A 20,338-nucleotide genomic window follows, 5' to 3' on the forward strand; every position below is an offset into this window, starting at 1 on the left:
ATGTATTTTGTAAAAGTGTACGTAACATATAAAGACTCAGTATTAGACCCACAAGGAGAGGCAGTTAAAAATGCGGTACATCGTTTAGGCTACGACAACATTGAAGATATTCGTATCGGGAAGTATTTTGAAATCCAAGTCTCAGCTAGTGAAGAGGAAGTAGAAGCAACGATCGAAGCGATTTGCGATCGTTTATTAGCAAATGTCAATATGGAAACGTATCGTTATGAAATCAACAAAATGGAGGAAGTTTAGCATGAAATTTGCCGTGATTGTTTTTCCTGGATCGAATTGTGATGCGGACTTGCTTTGGGCGATCCGTGATGTGATGGGCGCAGAAGCAGACTATGTTCGTTATGACGAATCTTCTCTTGAAGGGTATGACGGAGTATTGATCCCTGGCGGCTTTTCTTACGGCGATTACTTACGTTGTGGAGCGATTGCTCGTTTTTCAACAATCATGGATGAAGTGATTCGTTTTGCGGAAGAAGGAAAACCTATTTTTGGTACATGTAATGGATTCCAAGTATTGACGGAGGCTGGATTGCTACCAGGCGTATTAAGAAGAAATGATTCACTACGTTTTATCTGTAAGTCAGCGTCACTGAAAGTCAACAATCAAACATCCTTTACTTCAGAGTATGACAAAAATGAAGTGATCCAGTTGCCGGTGGCCCATGGAGAAGGCAATTATTTTTGTGACGAAGAGACGCTTCAAGAACTGATCGACAACAACCAAATCGTGTTTACCTACGAGGGAGAAAATATCAACGGCAGTGTGGCCAACATTGCAGGGATTACAAACAAAGCAGGAAATGTGTTAGGGATGATGCCCCACCCAGAACGAGCAATGGAAGCATTACTTGGCTCAGAAGATGGCAAACGTTTCTTCGCTTCGCTATTGAAGAATTTCGGAAAGGTGACTGCATAAATGAAAACAATGATGGAGCCAACTGCATTAGAAATCAAAGAACAAAAGATTTATACGCAATGGGGACTGACGGATGAAGAATACCGGATGATCGAAGAAGACATCTTAGGTAGGATGCCGAATTATACGGAGACCGGTTTGTTCTCAGTCATGTGGAGTGAACACTGTTCTTACAAAAACTCCAAGCCGATCTTAAGAAAATTCCCAACAAGTGGGCCGAATGTCTTACAAGGGCCTGGTGAAGGTGCGGGGATCGTTGACATCGGAGACGGACAAGCAGTGGTTTTTAAAGCAGAAAGCCACAATCATCCTTCGGCAGTCGAACCTTATGAAGGCGCAGCAACAGGTGTTGGGGGCATTATTCGTGATATTTTCAGTATGGGTGCACGTCCGATTGCTCTACTTGATTCACTGCGTTTTGGCGAATTAGATAATCCTCGTACAAAATACCTGTTAGAAGAAGTTGTTGCTGGTATCGGAGGGTATGGTAATTGTATCGGCGTACCGACAGTTGGTGGTGAGATCGCCTTTGATCCTTGTTATGAGGGGAATCCATTGGTAAATGCCATGTGTGTTGGGTTGATCGATCATAAAGATATCCAAAAAGGACAAGCATCAGGTGTTGGCAATTCGATCATGTATGTAGGTGCTAAGACAGGTCGGGATGGTATCCACGGTGCGACATTTGCCTCCGAAGAATTTAGTCAGGAAGAAGAACAACAACGTTCAGCTGTGCAAGTGGGCGATCCTTTTATGGAGAAATTATTGTTAGAAGCTTGTTTGGAATTGATTTTGGACCACTCAGACATTCTTGTCGGCATCCAAGATATGGGTGCGGCAGGACTTGTTTCATCAAGTTCAGAAATGGCCTCAAAAGCAGGCTCTGGTTTGATATTGACCTTGGACGATGTACCGCAGCGTGAATCGCAGATGACCCCTTATGAAATGATGTTATCTGAATCCCAAGAACGGATGTTGATCTGTGTGAAGGCTGGTTCAGAAGCGCGTGTCCAAGCACTATTCCAAAAATATGATCTAGACGCGGTGACGATTGGAAAAGTAACAGATGATGGTCAGTACCGTTTGTATCATCATGGAAAAGAAGTAGCCAATCTTCCGGTAGATGCCTTGGCAGAAGATGCGCCTGTCTATCAGAAAGAAATGGTTGAACCAGGACGGATGGCAAAATTCCGTGAATTAGGTCAATACCAACCAGTGATCTCTGATCCAAATGAAGTATTGACTGCGTTGTTGAAGCAACCGACGATCGCATCAAAACGTTCGATTTATGAGACGTATGATTCGCGTGTCCAAACCAATACAGTGGTTGCTCCAGGTAGTGATGCCGCAGTTTTGCGTATTCGCGGGACCAAAAAAGCGTTAGCGATGACGACAGACTGTAATGCTCGTTATATTTATCTAGATCCAGAAATTGGTGGTCAGATTGCTGTTGCGGAAGCAGCAAGAAATATTGTCGCAAGTGGTGGTCAACCTTTAGCGATTACGGATTGTTTGAACTATGGTTCTCCGGATAAACCAGAAGTATTCTGGGAGTTATCGTACTCAGCTGATGGAATTGCCAAAGCATGTGAAATGTTGGAAACACCCGTGATCTCAGGAAATGTTTCTCTATATAACGAGACAGATGGCCAAGCGATCTATCCAACGCCGATGATCGGTATGGTCGGATTGATCGAAGCCCACGAACATATCACTACCCAAGAGTTCAAACAAGCAGGAGATGTGATCTATGTGATCGGCCAGACGTTTGCAGACTTTAACGGTAGTGAATTACAAAAGCTACAGCTAGGTAGAATCGAAGGAATGGTGGAACATTTTGATCTAACTACCGAAAAAGAAAACCAGACCTTGATGTTAGAAGCAATCCAAGCTGGACTGATCCAAAGTGCGCATGACTGTGCAGAAGGTGGGTTAGCGGTGGCTATTGCGGAATCAGCGTTCACAAATGGTTTTGGTGTTTCAACGAGAGTTGATCTGCCAGCTGCTCATCTGTTTTCTGAATCACAATCGCGTTTTATTGTATCAGTAACAAAAGAAAACCAACAAGCCTTTGAAACATTAGCTGGTGAGCGTGTGACACTTCTTGGTCACGTAACGGATGAAAAACAATTGGTGATACAAGCAAATGATGGAAGAGTTGACTTGGCAGTCGCTTCGGCGAAACAGTCTTGGGAGGAAGCAATCGAATGTCTTATGAAGTAAGAAGCATCAATGAAGAATGTGGAGTGTTCGGTGTTTGGGGACATCCTCAAGCTGCCAATGTCACTTACTTTGGGTTGCATAGTTTGCAGCATCGTGGGCAAGAAGGCGCTGGCATCGTATCAAATGATGATGGGAAATTATATGGTCACCGTGATCTTGGGCTTCTTTCAGAGGTATTCAAAGATCCAAGAAAACTAGCAGCTTTATCTGGACAAGCAGCGATCGGTCACGTTCGCTATGCTACCGCCGGCAATGGCAGTGTGGATAATATCCAACCTTTTTTATTCAAGTTTTACGATCAATCGATTGGGTTGGCTCATAATGGCAATCTGACGAATGCTCGCTCTTTACGAACGTCTTTAGAAAAAGATGGTGCTATCTTTCATTCAAATTCAGATACAGAGATCTTGATGCATTTGATCCGTTGTAGTAACGAAGAAACATTTTTAGACAGATTAAAGGAAGCATTGGCTGAGGTAAAAGGCGGATTTGCTTACTTATTACTGACAGAAGACGCTATGGTTGCGGCACTAGACCCTAATGGTTTTCGCCCGTTAGCTATCGGTCAAATGAAAAATGGCGCATATGTCATTACTTCTGAAACCTGTGCGTTGGAAGGGATCGGTGCGCGGTTTGTACGTGATGTCTTGCCAGGAGAAATCGTGATCATCAATGATGATGGCTATACGATCGAGCAATACACGACAGATACTCAATTGGCGATTTGTTCCATGGAATATATTTACTTTGCACGTCCGGATTCTGATATTGCAGGGATCAATGTGCATACAGCACGTAAAAATATGGGGAGACGTTTAGCGGCTGAAGCGCCGATCGAAGCAGATATGGTGGTTGGTGTGCCCAATTCTTCGTTGTCAGCAGCCAGTGGTTATGCTGAAGCAAGTGGTATCCCATATGAAATCGGCTTGGTGAAAAATCAATATGTGGCACGTACGTTCATTCAACCAACCCCAGAATTAAGAGAACAAGGTGTGCGGATGAAACTTTCTGCGGTTCGGGGCGTTGTGGAAGGAAAAAAAATCATTATGGTCGATGATTCGATCGTTCGCGGCACGACCAGCCGAAGAATCGTCAATCTATTAAAAGAAGCTGGAGCAAAGGAAGTCCATGTGCGGATCGCATCTCCACCATTGAAATATCCATGTTTTTACGGGATCGACATCCAAACGAGAAAAGAACTGATCGCAGCGAATCATTCCATCGAAGAGATCAGAGAATGTATCGGCGCAGATTCGTTGGATTTCTTGAGTGAAGAAGGCTTGATTGGAGCAATCGGCCTACAAAAAGATGCCCCTTATTCAGGGTTATGTATGGCTTATTTCAACGGCGATTATCCGACACCGCTATATGACTACGAAGAAAAATACCAAGAATCTTTAAAAGAAAAAGTATCTTTTTTTTAAACGGAGCAAATGAAAGGAGCAAGTAATCAAATGGGTAATGCTTATGCAAAAGCGGGTGTGGATGTAGAAGCGGGTTATGAAGTCGTGGATCGCATCAAAAAACATGTGAAGAAAACAGAAAGAATCGGTGTGATGGGCGCATTAGGAGGCTTTGGTGGCTGCTTTGACCTTAGTGGATTCCAATTAAAAGAACCTGTCTTAGTTTCCGGGACAGACGGTGTGGGTACTAAGTTAGCTGTAGCTATCGCCGCAGATCGCCATGAAACGATCGGTATCGATTGTGTCGCGATGTGTGTCAATGATATTTTGGCACAAGGGGCAGAACCTTTATACTTTTTAGATTATTTGGCAACAGGTAAAAATGATCCAGAACGTCTAGAAAAAGTCGTAGCAGGCGTTGCTACTGGTTGTGTTTCAGCAAACATGGCATTGATCGGTGGCGAAACAGCAGAAATGCCAGGTATGTATCAAGGGGACGATTATGATCTGGCAGGTTTTGCGGTAGGGATTGCGGAAAAAGCGCAATTGATTACTGGTCAATCGATCACAACAGGTGATATCCTGCTAGGTTTGCCTTCTAGTGGCATCCATTCCAATGGATACTCTTTGGTTCGTAAAATCTTTTTTGAACAGCAAGGTTTTTCATTAGAAGAATCGATCGAAGGGTTGGATACCTCTTTGGCAGATGTGTTGCTTGAACCGACAAAAATCTATGTTTCGACTTTATTGCCATTAATCAAAAAAGAGAAGATCAAAGGTGCCGCACATATTACAGGTGGTGGGTTCATTGAGAATATTCCGCGGATGTTGCCAGAAAATGTTGCTGCCCGCATCGATCTAGGCACTTGGCCAGTTTTGCCGATCTTCGATTGTTTGCAAAAGTATGGTGAGATCCCTGCACATGAAATGTATGAGATCTTTAACATGGGCATTGGAATGGTCATTGCAGTTGCTCCTGAACATGCGAGTGAAATCATTGATCAAATCCGTGAATCTGGCGAAGAAGTCTATCAAATCGGTCAAGTCGTACCGTTTGAGGAGCAAAAAGTCGTGATCGCAGAGGGGAAAAAATGAAGATTGCCGTCTTTGCTTCAGGAAATGGCAGTAACTTTCAAGCGCTGGTCGATTATTTTAAAAAGAACCGACTTTCTGCGACAATCGAGTGGTTGTTTTGTGATCAGCCACATGCTTATGTTTTACAACGGGCAAAAAAAGCGCAAGTTCCGAGCGCCTGTTTTTCACCGAAAGAGTTTGCATCCAAAACGGAGTACGAACAAGCGATCCTTGAAGAATTAGCAAACCGAGAGATTGATTTGATCGTATTGGCAGGCTATATGCGAATCGTTGGTGAAGGTTTACTGTCTGTTTACGAAAATAAAATGATCAATATCCATCCTTCGTTATTACCAAATTTTCCAGGTCTTCATGGGATTCGCGATGCTTTTGAAGCGGGTGTGAAGGAAACAGGTGTGACTGTCCATTATATCGATCGTGGGGTGGATACTGGACCAATCATTCGCCAGGAAAAAGTGATGATCGAAAAAGAAGATACATTAGCTACATTGGAACAAAAAATCCATCAGATCGAACATCAGATCTTTCCAGAAGTGATTGCAAATATAGTAAATATGGGAGATGTAAAAAAATGACAAGAGCGTTAATAAGTGTTTCAGATAAGACTGGGGTCATTGACTTTGCGAAAGGACTACGTGCTGCTGGTATAGAGATCATTTCCACAGGTGGAACTAAAACAGCTTTGGAAGAAGCAGGAATCGAAACCATTTCTATCGATGAAGTGACTGGTTTTCCTGAGATGATGGATGGCCGAGTAAAAACTTTACATCCAAAAATCCACGGAGGATTATTAGGGCGTCGCGATAGTGAAAGCCATATGGAGGCAATGGAAAAAGAAGCCATCCAACCAATCGATATTGTCTGTGTCAACCTTTATCCATTCAAGGAAACGATCTTAAAACCAGAAACGACCGAAGCAGATGCGATCGAAAATATTGATATCGGTGGACCGAGCATGTTGCGAAGTGCTGCAAAAAATCATGCTTTCGTAACAGCCATCGTTGATCCCGTTGATTATGGGATCGTTTTAGCAGAAATCCAGCAAGAAGGTCACACGAGCCTTGAGACACGTAGAAAGTTAGCAGCAAAAGTTTTTCGTCATACGGCTGCTTATGATGCGTTGATTGGTCAATATCTCACAGAAGCTGTGGGTGAAAAAGATCCTGAGAATCTAACCCTTACTTATACGCGCAAACAAGACCTTCGCTATGGCGAGAATAGCCATCAAGAAGCAGCATTTTATCAAGCGGCTTTACCATCGAGCTACTCGATTGCGTGTGCGGAACAATTGCACGGTAAGGAACTTTCTTTCAATAATATTCGTGATGCGGATGCTGCGTTACGTATCATGAGAGAGTTCACGGAACCAACTGTCGTTGCGTTGAAACATATGAATCCATGTGGGATCGGAAGTGGCGAGACGATTTTCTCTGCGTGGGAAGCTGCTTATGCTGCTGATCCGGTATCAATTTTTGGCGGCATTATCGTATTGAATCGGGAAGTCGATTTGGTTAGTGCACAAGCAATGACTCAATTGTTTTTAGAAATCATTATCGCTCCTAGTTACAGTGAAGAGGCCCTAGCTGTACTGAAAACGAAGAAAAATCTCCGCCTGTTGCAAGTCGATTTCTCGAATGTGGAAGGAAATGCTAACGAAATGGTCTCTGTCTTAGGAGGTTTACTGGTCCAACAAGATGATCGTGCAATGGAAGAACCAGAAAGTTGGACCGTAGTCACCGATCGTCAACCCACCAAAGAAGAGCAAGCAGCGATGGCTTTTGCTTGGAAAGCGGTCAAACATGTGAAATCAAATGCGATCGTCGTTGCAAATCAACAGCAAACCCTCGGTATTGGTGCGGGCCAAATGAATCGTGTGGGTTCGGTCAAGCTTGCGATCGAACAAGCTGGTGCTAAAGCCGAAACAGCTGCGCTTGCAAGTGATGCCTACTTCCCAATGGATGACTCTGTCGAATACGCTGCGAAGCATGGCATCAAAGCAATCATCCAGCCTGGAGGAAGTATCAAGGATCAAGCCTCGATCGATATGGCAAACAAGTATGGTATCGCAATGGTATTTACCGGCGTGCGTCATTTTAGACATTAAGAAGGAGCGGATAAAATGAAGTGTTTAGTGATTGGCTCGGGCGGGCGAGAACATGCGATCAGCAAAAAACTTTTAGCTAGTCCATTAGTTGAAGCTGTATATTGCGCACCTGGAAATGCAGGAATGAAAAAAGATGGGGTTCACTTAGTGGATCTTGTTGAAACGGATCATGAAGGATTGATCGAATTTGCTCGAGCTGAAGGGATCGCCTGGACATTTGTTGGTCCAGAAATCCCTCTACTCAATGGGATCGTTGATGATTTTCAAGCGGAAGGATTAGCGATTTTTGGTCCAACAAAAGCTGCAGCTTTAATTGAAGGTTCAAAGAGCTTTGCCAAAGAGTTGATGGCACGTCAAGGTATTCCTACTGCAGAGTCACAAACGTTTACCCGTTTTGCCGAAGCGAGAGAATACATTGAAGCAAAAGGCGCACCGATCGTTATCAAAGCAGACGGATTAGCTGCTGGTAAAGGGGTCGTTGTGGCGGAAACCCTCGAAGCCGCTGTCGAAGCCGCTTCAGAGATGCTAGAAAATGATCGTTTTGGTGCTAGTGGGCAGCAAATCGTTGTGGAAGAGTTCTTGTCGGGTGAAGAGTTCTCTTTACTTGCTTTTGTCCGAGATACAGAAGTTTATCCCATGGTGATCTCGCAAGACCATAAGCGAGCGTATAATGAGGATAAAGGTCCCAATACTGGCGGAATGGGTGCTTACACACCTGTGCCACAAATCCCTCAAACCATGGTTGATCAGGCTGTCGAAGAAGTATTGAAACCAGCAGTGCGAGGAATGAAAGAGATAGGTCGTTCATTTACTGGTATTTTATATGCAGGACTGATTGCCACAGCAGAAGGGCCAAAAGTAATCGAATTCAACGCCCGGTTTGGTGATCCCGAAACGCAAGTTGTGTTGCCACGACTTAAAAGTGATCTAGCGGAAGTCATTGACCGCCTATTATCAGGAAAGGCAGTCGAGTTAACATGGGAGACAGAAGGAGTTTGCTTAGGTGTAGTCGTTGCGGCAGAAGGCTATCCAGAAAAATACCAAAAAGGTGCCTTGCTTCCGGATTTTTCAGCTGATCCAGATGTGGCCGTCTATTATGCGGGAGTAGAGGAACAAGCGAAAGAACTGGTAGGTGCAGGGGGACGGATCTATTTGGTGGAAGCGAGTGGTCAGACAATCGAAGAAGCGCAAGAAAAAATATACTCTGTTTTAAAAGTCAAGAATACTGAGCGTACATTCTATCGGACGGATATCGGCTCAAAAGCCTTGGTACAAAAGTAAAAGTCACACAAAGAAATAAAACTATTTTTTGCTGAAACGGAAAAATAGTTTTATTTTTTTTGAAGCCTTTTCATGGTGGTTATGGTAAAATCGAGTTGGTAAGAAAGGATGAGATTTGATGAAAAAGATTCGTTTAGGGACTTCTGAACAGCTCGTATCCTCCGTCATTTTAGGTTGTATGCGTATGAATGGTTCTGAGCAACCTGAAAAAGTGATTGAAACAGCTTTTGAAAATGGCATCAACTTTTTTGACCATGCGGATATTTACGGTGGTGGGGACTGTGAAACAATTTTTGCTCAAGCGTTAGCAAAAACTTCGCTAAAACGTGATGAATTATTTATCCAAACGAAATGCGGGATCGTACCAGGAAAGATGTTTGATTTCTCAAAAAAACACATCATTCAATCGGTTGAAGATAGCTTGCGTCGATTAGATATGGAATACGTTGATGCCTTGTTACTTCATCGTCCAGACACGCTCGTTGAACCCGAAGAAGTGGCGGAAGCGTTTGATGAGTTGGAGCGATCTGGCAAGGTTCGTTTCTTTGGTGTGAGCAATCAAAAGCCAATGCAGATCGAGTTATTGAAAAAATATGTGAACCAGCCATTACTGGCGAACCAATTACAATTTGGTCTTAAACATTCCGAAATGATCGATCAGGGAATCCATGTGAACATGACGGATCAAGCAAGTATTGACCATGATGGCAGTATCCTAGATTATTCTCGTTTACATGAGATGACGATCCAAGCGTGGTCGCCTTATCAATATGGCTTCTTTGAAGGTGTATTCATTGGAAATGAAAAATTCCCAGAATTAAATCAGTCGTTAAACGAACTGGCAGAAAAATATCAGACGACACCAACAGGGTTAGCGTCGGCGTGGATCTTACGTCATCCTGCAAATATGCAGGTGATCGCTGGAACGATGAATCTGACAAGGATTGAAGAAATCGCGAAAGCATCGATGATCGATATGACCCGAGAAGATTGGTATGCATTATATCGTGCTGCTGGCAATATTTTGCCATAAAATAAAAGATATCGTTAGCCGACTCTCTGTTTTTTATGAGAAAGAGAGTCGGTTTTTACAAAAATAGAAAAACGATGAACAGTATCGAAGAAAAGAGGAGAATCAATGGATAAACAGTTAAGGAAACTATTACAAGATGAGAGAAAATACTTATACGCCGATTTTAGTACATTACATAAAACACAACAAAAACTATATAATGAGATCACCAAAGAACAAAATAACTTATTGAATAAATTTCCTGAAAATGAAACACAAGCAAAAAAACTTATCGACCAAATCAATTCTTATGAAAATAAGATCGAAATGTGGGTAGCCAACGCCATGCGGATGGAAAAAATGGAAAAACATATCCAATCTATCCGATTAAAATTACATGCGGGCTTTCATCAACCAAGCAAGGCTTTCGAAAGAATGGGTTATCAGGAAAATTCGGCAAGATTCATGCTTGAAAAACGTAACGAACAGTTTTATCCCAAGGTGTTTCAACAATTGATTTCAAATATCACTTCCTTCCTTGGTCAGGATGTAACTTTCGCCCGTGGTGAAGCAAAAATTCCACAATCGGTTGATCTAAACCTAAGTAAAAAAACATTACAAACACGTAAAGATCGTTTATCAGCTGAGTTTAAAGTACTACATAAAGAATCAAATGAATGGAAAAATGATTTAAAAACCTTAACGAAACAAGTATTACAGCATCGTGAAGATTTAGAAAATCCTGATTTTCGCATGGATTTCAAGAGAGGTTTGGAGTCGCATCATTCTATTGAACATATTGCAGCCCCCGTCATCAATTCGATCGAATCACTACATTCAAGTATGTTGAATTACGCAGAAAGTTTGATCCATTTAAATAAAAAAGAGGGAGAACTTTTTGAAACCAGAGCGCAAATCAACGGGAAAAATCAGTATGTCAATGGGAGCCATACGCTGAAAAGTTTGAATTATCAGCGTGGTCAGGCATTAACTGATCTAAAAGCAATAAGCAAATCACACTATACTCCTAAAGTGCTGTCAGCGATCGATTATGTACGTAGTTTAGGTGCGGGAGTACTAAGAACAGTTGATGTAGATAAGCATGTACAGACGGATAGAAAACTCCAACAAGTAGCTCAGTTGAAAGCGCAAGGTTCTTTCGCCGATCGGACGAATCGTGCGAAAAAAATGGCGGGAGATTTTCAACAAAATCGCCCAACAACAAGTAACCATGAAAAAAGTCGTTAAGAATCATTGTGATTTTACAAACAAAAAAGTAAGGTAGCAATCAAAAAAAGCGAACGTTTAAAAATGTTCGCTTTTTTTTACACGAAAACTTAATTAAAGGTAAAATACAACTTTTTTATAATAAAAAGCTTGATTTTTTAATTAAATTGCGTTAAATTACTTGAGGTGTTAAAAATAAGCACGTAAAAAGTAGATAATGTTCGTGTTTTTTACGAATATGAAATCGAGAGGACGATATGATGAAAGTATTTGATTACGAAGATATTCAACTGATTCCTAATAAATGTATCGTAAACAGCCGTTCAGAATGTGATACAACTGTGACTTTAGGTTCACATACCTTTAAAATGCCGGTTGTACCAGCAAATATGCAAACGATCATTGATGAAACGATTGCGGAATTTTTAGCTGAAAATGGTTATTTCTATATCATGCATCGTTTTGAAGAAGAAGCACGAATCCCATTTATCGAAAAAATGAAAGCAAGAAATTTAATTTCTTCTATTAGTGTAGGCGTGAAAAAAGACGAGTATGCTTTTGTAGAAGAATTAGCAGAAAAATCGCTTGTACCAGATTATATTACAATTGATATTGCCCATGGACATTCAAATGCTGTGATCGCGATGATCCAACACATTAAGAAGCACTTACCAGATACGTTTGTCATTGCAGGGAACGTCGGCACGCCAGAAGCCGTTCGAGAATTAGAAAACGCTGGAGCAGATGCAACGAAAGTCGGCATTGGCCCAGGAAAAGTATGTATCACAAAAATCAAAACTGGTTTTGGTACTGGTGGTTGGCAATTAGCGGCACTAAGATGGTGCGCGAAAGCTGCCCGCAAACCTATCATTGCGGACGGTGGCATCCGTACACCTGGAGATGTCGCGAAATCAGTACGTTTTGGTGCGACGATGGTGATGATCGGTTCATTGTTTGCAGGACACGAAGAATCACCAGGAGAAACAAAAGTTGAGAACGGTGTCGTTTACAAAGAATATTTTGGATCAGCTTCTGAATTCCAAAAAGGCGAAAAGAAAAATGTTGAAGGTAAGAAAATTTGGATTCAACACAAAGGATCTTTAAAAGATACGTTAGTTGAAATGCAACAAGATTTACAATCTTCGATTTCTTATGCCGGTGGTCGTGATTTAGAATCGATTCGTAAAGTCGATTATGTCATCGTTAAAAACTCGATTTTCAATGGAGATACGATTTAATTCGAAGTAAGAGAGGTCGGGACGGAAGTGTTCAGCCTTGAGAAATAAGGCGCCATCCACTAAAATTGTTTTTCAAATTTTTGTGGATGGCGCCTTATTTTTCGAAGAGGTTACTTTTGTTCCCGCCGTTTATTCGGTTATAGGTGGGTGAGGTGAACGAATGTCCCACTCCCTTTTTTTACATTTTCTTTCTTTTTGAAACTAAGCTACAATAGTAGAAAGTAAATATTTGGAGAATGCACATGTGGACGAGAATAACTAAACATAAAGGTTCTGCTTACCAACAGATCATGGATCAAATTTTGAAGAAAATCGAAAATGGGCAATTGCAACCAGGAGATAAATTACCTTCTGAAAGAATGTTTGCTGATTTTTTTGGTGTGAATCGTACGACTGTTGTTCATGCGTTAGATGAATTGCGTGGACTAGGGATATTGGAAAGTCGTCAAGGGAGTGGTCGGTTTATTTCTTCGATGACTTGGGGTGATTTTTCAGAGCCACGGATCGATTGGCGTCAATTGATCTCTGCAAGATACGATAAAATCGTTGATAGTTACGGAGAAAAAGTCAAAGAAGCAAGTCGAAAATCCGATTTTTTAGATTTATATTCAAGTGAAATGCCGCTTGATGTATTACCTAATATGAAGATGCCCAATTATACATTAGAAGGTATCTTAAAAGAAGAACAAGCCGTTTCCGTGTTTGGGTATCAACCGCTGATGGCGCAGATCAGAGAACGCTTGATCAGAAATAACGGATTTTCGTTTAAAAAAAGTCAATTGCTAATCACTGGTGGGGGACAACAAGCGATCTTTCTGATTTTACAAACCATTTTGTCGGTAGGAGATGCCATCGCGGTGGAATCCCCCACTTTTTTCTACCGCTTGCCATTGTTTAAAGCACTTGGTACCCGCTTGTTCGGTATTCCAATGGATGATCAAGGGATTGATTTAGAGAAATTGGAAGAAGCTATTCATAAGCATAAGATCAAAGCGGTCTTAGTCAATCCAAATTTTCAAAATCCGACAGGTACAGTGATGGCTGCTGAACGTCGCCAACGTTTAGTCGCGCTGTGCCGCAAATACCAATTGCCGATCATAGAAGATGATGTGTTTGCAGATTTAGCCTTTTCTCCGGAGAAACAAGCTTCGATCGCTCCGATCCATGCGATTGATCCGGAAAATGTCTTGTATGTCGGCTCGTTATCGCGTTTGTTGGGGGAAACGACTAAAATTGGTTGGATCGTGGGCCCAACTATTCTGATCCAACGATTGTCTGAGGCACAAAAAATGATGGATGTCTCTTTGAGTATCTTTACACAAATGGCTGCAACTGCTGTTTTTGATTCTTCTTTTGACCAAAACATGGCAAGTCTGTGTCAACGACTAGAAAAGAACAGTCAGCTTTTACGTAGTTGGGTCGATTCGCAAGACTTCTTTCATTTAGCCCCTCTTGCAGGCGGATACTATGGCTGGTTGACTTGGGAGGGTGAAAAGTTCACGAAAGTATTAGCAGAAAGATTATTGCGTGAGGGGTTAGGTGTGGCTCCAGGTTATCTTTTTGGCGAAGACATTGGTTTAAGAATCAACTATAGCCGTATGAGTCCTGATGACCTACCACTGTTCGTTTCACGAATGGACAAATTACGTACATGGTTGGAAGCGAAAGAGAAACAATAATAAGAAAAGAAAGAGTAACTTTTGTTATTTTTTCTTTTCTTTTTTATTTTGTGAAGAAATTTCTGGAAAAGTTGACGTATTGCCTGTCAATCAAAAGAAATATGTAGTTGGACAGGCTTATTGTTTGTAAAAAAGCCTATGTTAAGGATAAAATTAAAGTAAGTGATTTGTGTAATCACTCACTATCGAGAAAAAAATTAATACAGTGATTGGTAAAAGGTTGTAACAACTTGGATACAGAAAAGAAACGATTGTTATAAAAGGGGAGAAACATCTCTATGTTTTTTTAGAAAAAATGTAAACCGCTTACTACCTTGTGATTACCTTCACTATTTTAACAGAGATAGGGATTGTTATAATTTTTTTTAATGGTGAAAATTTGTGCTTAAAGCTTGTATTTCGGAGGAATACGTGATAATTTATTAGTGAAGCCGGAGAAATAGTGATACAGATATCGTCGCTGTTTCAACCGCGGAATGAAGAGAGTTTCTTATAGATGAGAGAGGAATGTGTGATAAATGGCAAACAAGAAAACACCTATCGACTTCCAAGCGTTGCTTGAAGAAGTCAATTCAGATTTTCCGGTATACCAAGCACTTGATCAAGATGGGAAAGTAGTAAACCCTGATCTTGTTCCAGATTTAACAGATGAAGAGTTAGTAGAATTGATGACTAGCATGGTTTGGTCTCGTGTATTGGATCAACGCTCAACAGCATTGAACCGTCAAGGACGTTTAGGATTTTTTGCTCCTACTGCTGGACAAGAAGCAAGTCAATTAGCTAGTGCATTCGCTTTTGACAAAGAAGATGTACTATTACCAGGTTACCGTGATGTTCCACAATTGATCAAACACGGCTTACCTTTATCTCAAGCATTTCTATGGTCTCGTGGGCATGCAGCTGGAAACTTCTACCCAGAAGAATTGAAAGCTCTACCACCACAAATCATCATTGGTGCACAATACGTCCAAGCAGCAGGTGTTGCATTAGGACTTAAAAAACGTAACAAGAAAAATGTTGTTTTCACTTATACAGGTGATGGCGGTTCTTCTCAAGGTGACTTCTATGAAGCAATCAACTTTGCTGGAGCTTACCATGCGAATGCTGTATTCTACATCCAAAACAATGGATTTGCGATTTCAACACCTCGTGAAAAACAAACAGCAGCAAAAACATTAGCGCAAAAAGCAGTAGCAGCTGGTATCCCTGGTATCCAAGTAGATGGTATGGACCCATTAGCCGTTTATACTGTTTCAAAAATGGCACGTGACTGGGCAGTCTCTGGTAACGGACCTGTATTGATCGAAACATTGACTTACCGTTACGGTCCACATACATTATCTGGTGATGACCCAACACGTTACCGTGAAAAAGATGTTGACGATGAATGGCAATTAAAAGATCCATTGATCCGTTTCCGTAAATACCTAACTGAAAAAGGTTTATGGAGCGAAGAAAAAGAAGAAGCAGTCATCGAACAAACAAAAGAAGAAATCAAAGCAGCAATTGCTGAAGCAGATAAAGTTCCAAAACAAAAAGTTTCAGATTTCTTGAAAAATATGTTTGAAGAAACACCACAAACAATCAAAGAACAAATTGCAATCTATGAAGCGAAGGAGTCGAAATAACCATGGCACAAAAAACAATGATTCAAGCAATCACAGATGCCTTAGCACTTGAACTTGAAAACGACGAAAACGTACTCGTTTTTGGTGAAGATGTCGGCAAAAACGGAGGCGTATTCCGTGCAACTGAAGGATTGCAAGAAAAGTTCGGTGAAGACCGCGTATTTGACACTCCTTTAGCAGAATCAGGTATTGCCGGATTAGGTTTCGGTTTAGCACTTGAAGGATTCCGTCCTGTCCCTGAAATCCAATTCTTTGGCTTTATTTTTGAAGCAATGGATGAAGTTGTAGCACAAATGGCTCGTACGAGATACCGTATGGGTGGAACAAGAAATATTCCAGTAACGATCCGTTCACCATTTGGTGGTGGTGTTCATACACCTGAATTACACTCAGATAACTTAGAAGGATTGATTGCTCAATCTCCTGGTATCCGTGTAGTGATTCCGTCAAACCCATATGATGCAAAAGGATTATTGATTGCTTCTATTAGAAGTAATGACCCTGTTGTTTTCTTGGAGCATATGAAACTTTATCGTTCATTCCGTGAGGAAGTGCCAGATGAAGCGTACGAAGTGCCTTTAGATAAAGCCGCAGTGACTCGTGAAGGAACAGATGTATCAATCATCACTTACGGTGCAATGGTACGTGAAGCCATCAAGGCAGCAGACAATCTTGAAAAAGAAGGTATCTCTGTTGAGATCGTTGACCTACGAACAGTTGCTCCATTAGATGTTGAAACAATCATCAAATCTGTTGAAAAAACAGGACGTGTCGTTGTTGTTCAAGAAGCACAACGTCAAGCAGGCGTAAGCACTCAAGTAATCTCTGAAATCTCTGAACGTGCAATTCTTTCATTAGAAGCACCAATCGGACGCGTTTCTGCACCAGATACTGTTTTCCCATTCGGTCAAGCAGAAAACATCTGGTTGCCAAATGCTTCTGACATCGAAGCAAAAGTAAAAGAAATCGCAGAATTTTAAGGAAAGAAAGGACGTTAAAAACCCATGGCTTACCAATTTAAATTACCTGATATCGGTGAAGGTATCGCAGAAGGTGAAATCGTTAAATGGTTCGTTCAACCAGGCGATACGATCAATGAAGACGATACATTATTAGAAGTACAAAATGATAAATCAGTGGAAGAAATTCCATCTCCAGTAACAGGAACAGTGAAAAGCATCGTTGTTCCAGAAGGTACAGTTGCAAATGTTGGTGACGTATTAGTTGAGATCGATGCACCAGGACATGAAGGAAACGAAGACAGCGGAAGCGAAGGCGTGGCAGCTGCTGAGCAAACACCTGAAGCACCTGCTGCTGAACCAACAACAGAAAGTTCATCTGCATCAGCAGAAGCTTCTGACGGCGGCGTATTCCAATTCAAATTACCTGATATCGGTGAAGGTATCGCAGAAGGTGAAATCGTTAAATGGTTTGTTAAAGCCGGTGACACGATCAATGAAGACGATACATTATTAGAAGTGCAAAATGACAAATCAGTGGAAGAAATTCCATCTCCAGTAACAGGAACTGTGAAAACAATCGTTGTTTCTGAAGGTACAGTCGCAAATGTTGGTGACGTATTGGTTGAGATCGATGCGCCAGGACACAATAGTGCACCTGCAAGCAAACTAGCGGCAGCAACTTCTGATGCAAAAGTGGAAACTTCAGGTTCTTCAAGTATCCCTGAAGCGGCAAACCCAGATAAACGCGTATTAGCAATGCCATCTGTTCGTCAATTCGCTCGCGAAAAAGACGTGGATATCAGCCAAGTTTCTGCAACTGGAAAAGGCGGACGTGTGACAAAAGAAGATATCGAAAACTTCTTATCTGGCGGAGGCGCTCCAGCAGCTGCAAGCAAACCTGCTGAATCAGCTGCACCAACAGAAGCATCTGCTGCAAAACCAGCTGAAACAAAAGCTGCTCCAGCAAAAGCATTCAAATCAAACTTAGGCGATCTAGAAGAACGTGTGGCATTGACACCAACACGTAAAGCAATTGCCAAAGCAATGGTCAACAGCAAACAAACAGCACCTCATGTCACTTTACATGATGAAGTTGAAGTAACAAATCTTTGGGATAACCGTAAGAAATTCAAAGAAGTGGCAGCTGCTAACGGCACGAAATTAACGTTCTTGCCTTACGTTGTCAAAGCGTTGACTGCAACAGTCAAAAAATTCCCAATCTTGAATGCGTCAATCGACGATGCAAAACAAGAAATCGTTTATAAAAACTATTACAATATCGGTATCGCAACAGATACAGACCACGGTTTGTATGTGCCAAACGTGAAAGATGCTGACCGTAAAGGAATGTTTGCGATCGCAGACGAAATCAACGAGAAAGCAAAACTTGCTCATGATGGCAAACTAGCGGCAGACGATATGCGTAACGGAACGATCACGATCAGTAACATTGGTTCAGTTGGTGGCGGCTGGTTCACACCAGTAATCAACTACCCTGAAGTAGCAATCCTTGGTGTAGGAACAATTGCACAACAACCAATCGTCAATGCTGAAGGTGAAATCGTTGTTGGCCGAGTGATGAAATTATCATTGAGTTTCGATCACCGAATCGTCGATGGTGCGACAGCACAACAAGCAATGAATAACATCAAACGTTTATTAGCTGATCCAGAGCTATTAATGATGGAAGGATGAGAAACAAATGGTAGTTGGAGATTTTGCTGTTGAATTAGATACAGTTGTAATCGGTGCGGGACCTGGCGGTTATGTCGCTGCCATCCGCGCTGCTGAAATGGGCCAAAAAGTAGCGATCATTGAAAGAGAATATATCGGCGGCGTTTGTTTGAACGTTGGTTGTATTCCTTCTAAAGCGTTGATCGCAGCTGGTCATCATTATCAAGAATCACTTGATTCATCGATGTTCGGTGTAACAAGTGAAAATGTCTCACTAGATTTTACAAAAACACAAGAGTGGAAAGACAACAAAGTAGTGAAAACATTGACTTCAGGTGTCGGCTACTTGTTGAAAAAACACAAAGTTGAAACGATCGAAGGTGAAGCATTCTTCGTAGATGATCATACATTACGTGTGATCCATCCGGATTCTGCTCAAACTTATTCATTCAACCATGCTATCGTTGCGACAGGTTCTCGTCCAATCGAAATCCCTGGATTCAAATTTGGTGGTCGTGTCTTAGATTCTACAGGTGGATTAAGCCTAACAGAAGTTCCTAAGAAATTCGTCATCATCGGCGGCGGGGTAATCGGTGCTGAACTTGGTGCGGCTTATGCCAACTTAGGTTCTGAAGTAACGATCCTTGAAGGTTCACCACAAATTTTACCTACGTATGAAAAAGACTTGGTGAAATTAGTGGAAGATGACTTCAAGAAAAAAGGCGTAACAGTCATTACAAATGCAATGGCTAAAGAATCAATCGACAATGGTGATAGCGTAACTGTCAAATATGCAGTAGACGGAAAAGAAGAATCAGTAACAGCTGACTACGTGATGGTCACTGTTGGACGTCGTCCGAATACAGAAGACATGGGCTTAGAACAAGCTGGTGTTGAAATCGGTGAACGTGGCTTGATCCCAGTTGACAATCAAGGACGTACAAACGTACCTAACATCTTTGCAATCGGCGACATCGTTCCAGGCGCTGCTTTAGCACATAAAGCAAGTTATGAAGCAAAAATCGCCGCAGAAGCAATCTCTGGCAAAAAAGTAGCAGTTGACTACAAAGCAATGCCAGCAGTTGCCTTTACTGATCCTGAATTAGCATCAGTAGGGATGACGATCAAAGAAGCAAAAGAAGCCGGACTAGAAGCAACAGCTTACAAATTCCCATTCTCTGGGAACGGTCGTGCTTTATCATTAGGTAAAACAGAAGGCTTTATCCGCTTAGTGACAACGAATGAAGACAATGTCATCATCGGTGCGCAAATCGGTGGAGTTGGAGCAAGTGATATGGTTTCTGAACTTGCTTTGGCAATCGAATCAGGTATGAACGCTGAAGATATCGCGTTGACGATCCATCCACATCCATCTTTAGGTGAGATCACAATGGACGCAGCTGAATTAGCTTTAGGCTTACCGATCCATATTTAATCATTCAACTAAATGCAACTTTCTCTGAGAAGAGAGAGTTGTGTTTTTTTTACTCTAAATAACGATTATAAAATTATTATGTAAACTAAAATAGAGCAAAACCACTTGGAAGAAGTCTTCTTTCTATGATAAACTGAAAGGGATGAATAGAATAGGAGATAATATCTATGAATGAGTATCAATATCCATTAGACTTGGACTGGACCACTGAAGAAATGGTCATCGTGATGAACATGTGGGAAGCCCTCGAAAAAGCGAATGAACAAGGAATCAATAATCAAGAATTTCTAACAACCTATCAACAATTCAAAACAGTGATCAAATCGATCGGAGAAGAAAAACGGTTAGGACGTGAGTTTGAAAAAGCTTCTGGCTATTCGCTATACCGTACTATTCAAGAGGCAAAGAAGAACACCAACAAAATGCTAAAAATGAATGGGTGAGAC

The 20,338-nt window shown here is 41.6% G+C and carries 17 protein-coding genes; all 17 read left to right on the plus strand.

Going from position 1 to position 20,338, the window contains the following annotated elements; translation table 11 throughout:
- The 17 genes from purS to IGJ14_RS05705 all read left to right on the plus strand — a co-directional run bounded on the left by purS (position 1) and on the right by IGJ14_RS05705 (position 20,335).
- Positions 1-255, plus strand: coding sequence for a phosphoribosylformylglycinamidine synthase subunit PurS (purS, locus tag IGJ14_RS05625; RefSeq protein ID WP_010735683.1), 255 nt, complete (start codon positions 1-3; stop codon positions 253-255).
- Between the two features lies 1 nt (position 256).
- Positions 257-931 carry a phosphoribosylformylglycinamidine synthase subunit PurQ gene (purQ, locus tag IGJ14_RS05630; RefSeq protein WP_430608388.1) on the plus strand — a complete coding sequence of 225 codons (675 nt, stop codon included), beginning with the start codon at positions 257-259 and terminating at the stop codon, positions 929-931.
- Entirely contained in the window at positions 932-3,154 is a 2,223-nt protein-coding gene (gene purL / locus IGJ14_RS05635) for a phosphoribosylformylglycinamidine synthase subunit PurL (protein WP_019724082.1), read from the plus strand.
- On the plus strand, positions 3,139-4,578 hold the full coding sequence (gene purF, locus IGJ14_RS05640) for an amidophosphoribosyltransferase (RefSeq protein ID WP_430608389.1): 1,440 nt from the start codon (positions 3,139-3,141) through the stop codon (positions 4,576-4,578). Before purL ends, purF begins: the two co-directional genes overlap by 16 nt.
- Positions 4,579-4,608: 30 nt before the next feature.
- Entirely contained in the window at positions 4,609-5,652 is a 1,044-nt protein-coding gene (purM, locus tag IGJ14_RS05645; protein WP_019724551.1) for a phosphoribosylformylglycinamidine cyclo-ligase, read from the plus strand.
- Positions 5,649-6,227: a phosphoribosylglycinamide formyltransferase gene (gene purN, locus IGJ14_RS05650; RefSeq protein ID WP_019724550.1), complete on the plus strand. Its 579-nt coding sequence runs from the start codon at positions 5,649-5,651 to the stop codon at positions 6,225-6,227. The genes purM and purN overlap by 4 nt, the downstream gene beginning before the upstream one ends.
- Positions 6,224-7,756 carry a bifunctional phosphoribosylaminoimidazolecarboxamide formyltransferase/IMP cyclohydrolase gene (gene purH, locus IGJ14_RS05655; protein ID WP_029594273.1) on the plus strand — a complete coding sequence of 511 codons (1,533 nt, stop codon included), beginning with the start codon at positions 6,224-6,226 and terminating at the stop codon, positions 7,754-7,756. The genes purN and purH overlap by 4 nt, the downstream gene beginning before the upstream one ends.
- 15 nt (positions 7,757-7,771) lie before the next feature.
- Positions 7,772-9,037 (plus strand): phosphoribosylamine--glycine ligase, encoded by a 1,266-nt coding sequence (gene purD, locus IGJ14_RS05660; protein WP_195339591.1) that lies wholly within the window; start codon positions 7,772-7,774, stop codon positions 9,035-9,037.
- 118 nt (positions 9,038-9,155) lie between these two features.
- Positions 9,156-10,070: an aldo/keto reductase gene (locus IGJ14_RS05665; protein WP_019723830.1), complete on the plus strand. Its 915-nt coding sequence runs from the start codon at positions 9,156-9,158 to the stop codon at positions 10,068-10,070.
- Positions 10,071-10,175: 105 nt separating this feature from the next.
- Positions 10,176-11,297 carry a hypothetical protein gene (locus tag IGJ14_RS05670; RefSeq protein ID WP_019723829.1) on the plus strand — a complete coding sequence of 374 codons (1,122 nt, stop codon included), beginning with the start codon at positions 10,176-10,178 and terminating at the stop codon, positions 11,295-11,297.
- A gap of 239 nt (positions 11,298-11,536) precedes the next feature.
- Entirely contained in the window at positions 11,537-12,514 is a 978-nt protein-coding gene (gene guaC / locus IGJ14_RS05675) for a GMP reductase (protein ID WP_019723828.1), read from the plus strand.
- A 242-nt stretch (positions 12,515-12,756) separates the two neighbouring features.
- A complete protein-coding gene (locus IGJ14_RS05680; RefSeq protein WP_019723827.1) occupies positions 12,757-14,193 on the plus strand; it encodes a PLP-dependent aminotransferase family protein in 1,437 nt (478 codons plus the stop codon).
- A gap of 518 nt (positions 14,194-14,711) precedes the next feature.
- Complete coding sequence (pdhA, locus tag IGJ14_RS05685) at positions 14,712-15,821, plus strand: pyruvate dehydrogenase (acetyl-transferring) E1 component subunit alpha (RefSeq protein ID WP_010735671.1); 1,110 nt, start codon at positions 14,712-14,714, stop codon at positions 15,819-15,821.
- 2 nt (positions 15,822-15,823) lie between these two features.
- Entirely contained in the window at positions 15,824-16,801 is a 978-nt protein-coding gene (locus tag IGJ14_RS05690) for an alpha-ketoacid dehydrogenase subunit beta (protein WP_010735670.1), read from the plus strand.
- A gap of 24 nt (positions 16,802-16,825) precedes the next feature.
- A complete protein-coding gene (locus tag IGJ14_RS05695) occupies positions 16,826-18,478 on the plus strand; it encodes a dihydrolipoyllysine-residue acetyltransferase (protein ID WP_195339590.1) in 1,653 nt (550 codons plus the stop codon).
- 7 nt (positions 18,479-18,485) lie between these two features.
- Positions 18,486-19,892: a dihydrolipoyl dehydrogenase gene (gene lpdA / locus IGJ14_RS05700; protein ID WP_010735668.1), complete on the plus strand. Its 1,407-nt coding sequence runs from the start codon at positions 18,486-18,488 to the stop codon at positions 19,890-19,892.
- 167 nt (positions 19,893-20,059) lie between these two features.
- Complete coding sequence (locus IGJ14_RS05705; protein WP_019723241.1) at positions 20,060-20,335, plus strand: UPF0223 family protein; 276 nt, start codon at positions 20,060-20,062, stop codon at positions 20,333-20,335.
- The last annotated feature ends 3 nt before the right edge of the window (positions 20,336-20,338 follow it).

Origin of the sequence: Enterococcus sp. DIV1304_2, from assembly GCF_050555445.1 — a bacterium.
GTDB lineage: Bacteria > Bacillota > Bacilli > Lactobacillales > Enterococcaceae > Enterococcus_B > Enterococcus_B pernyi.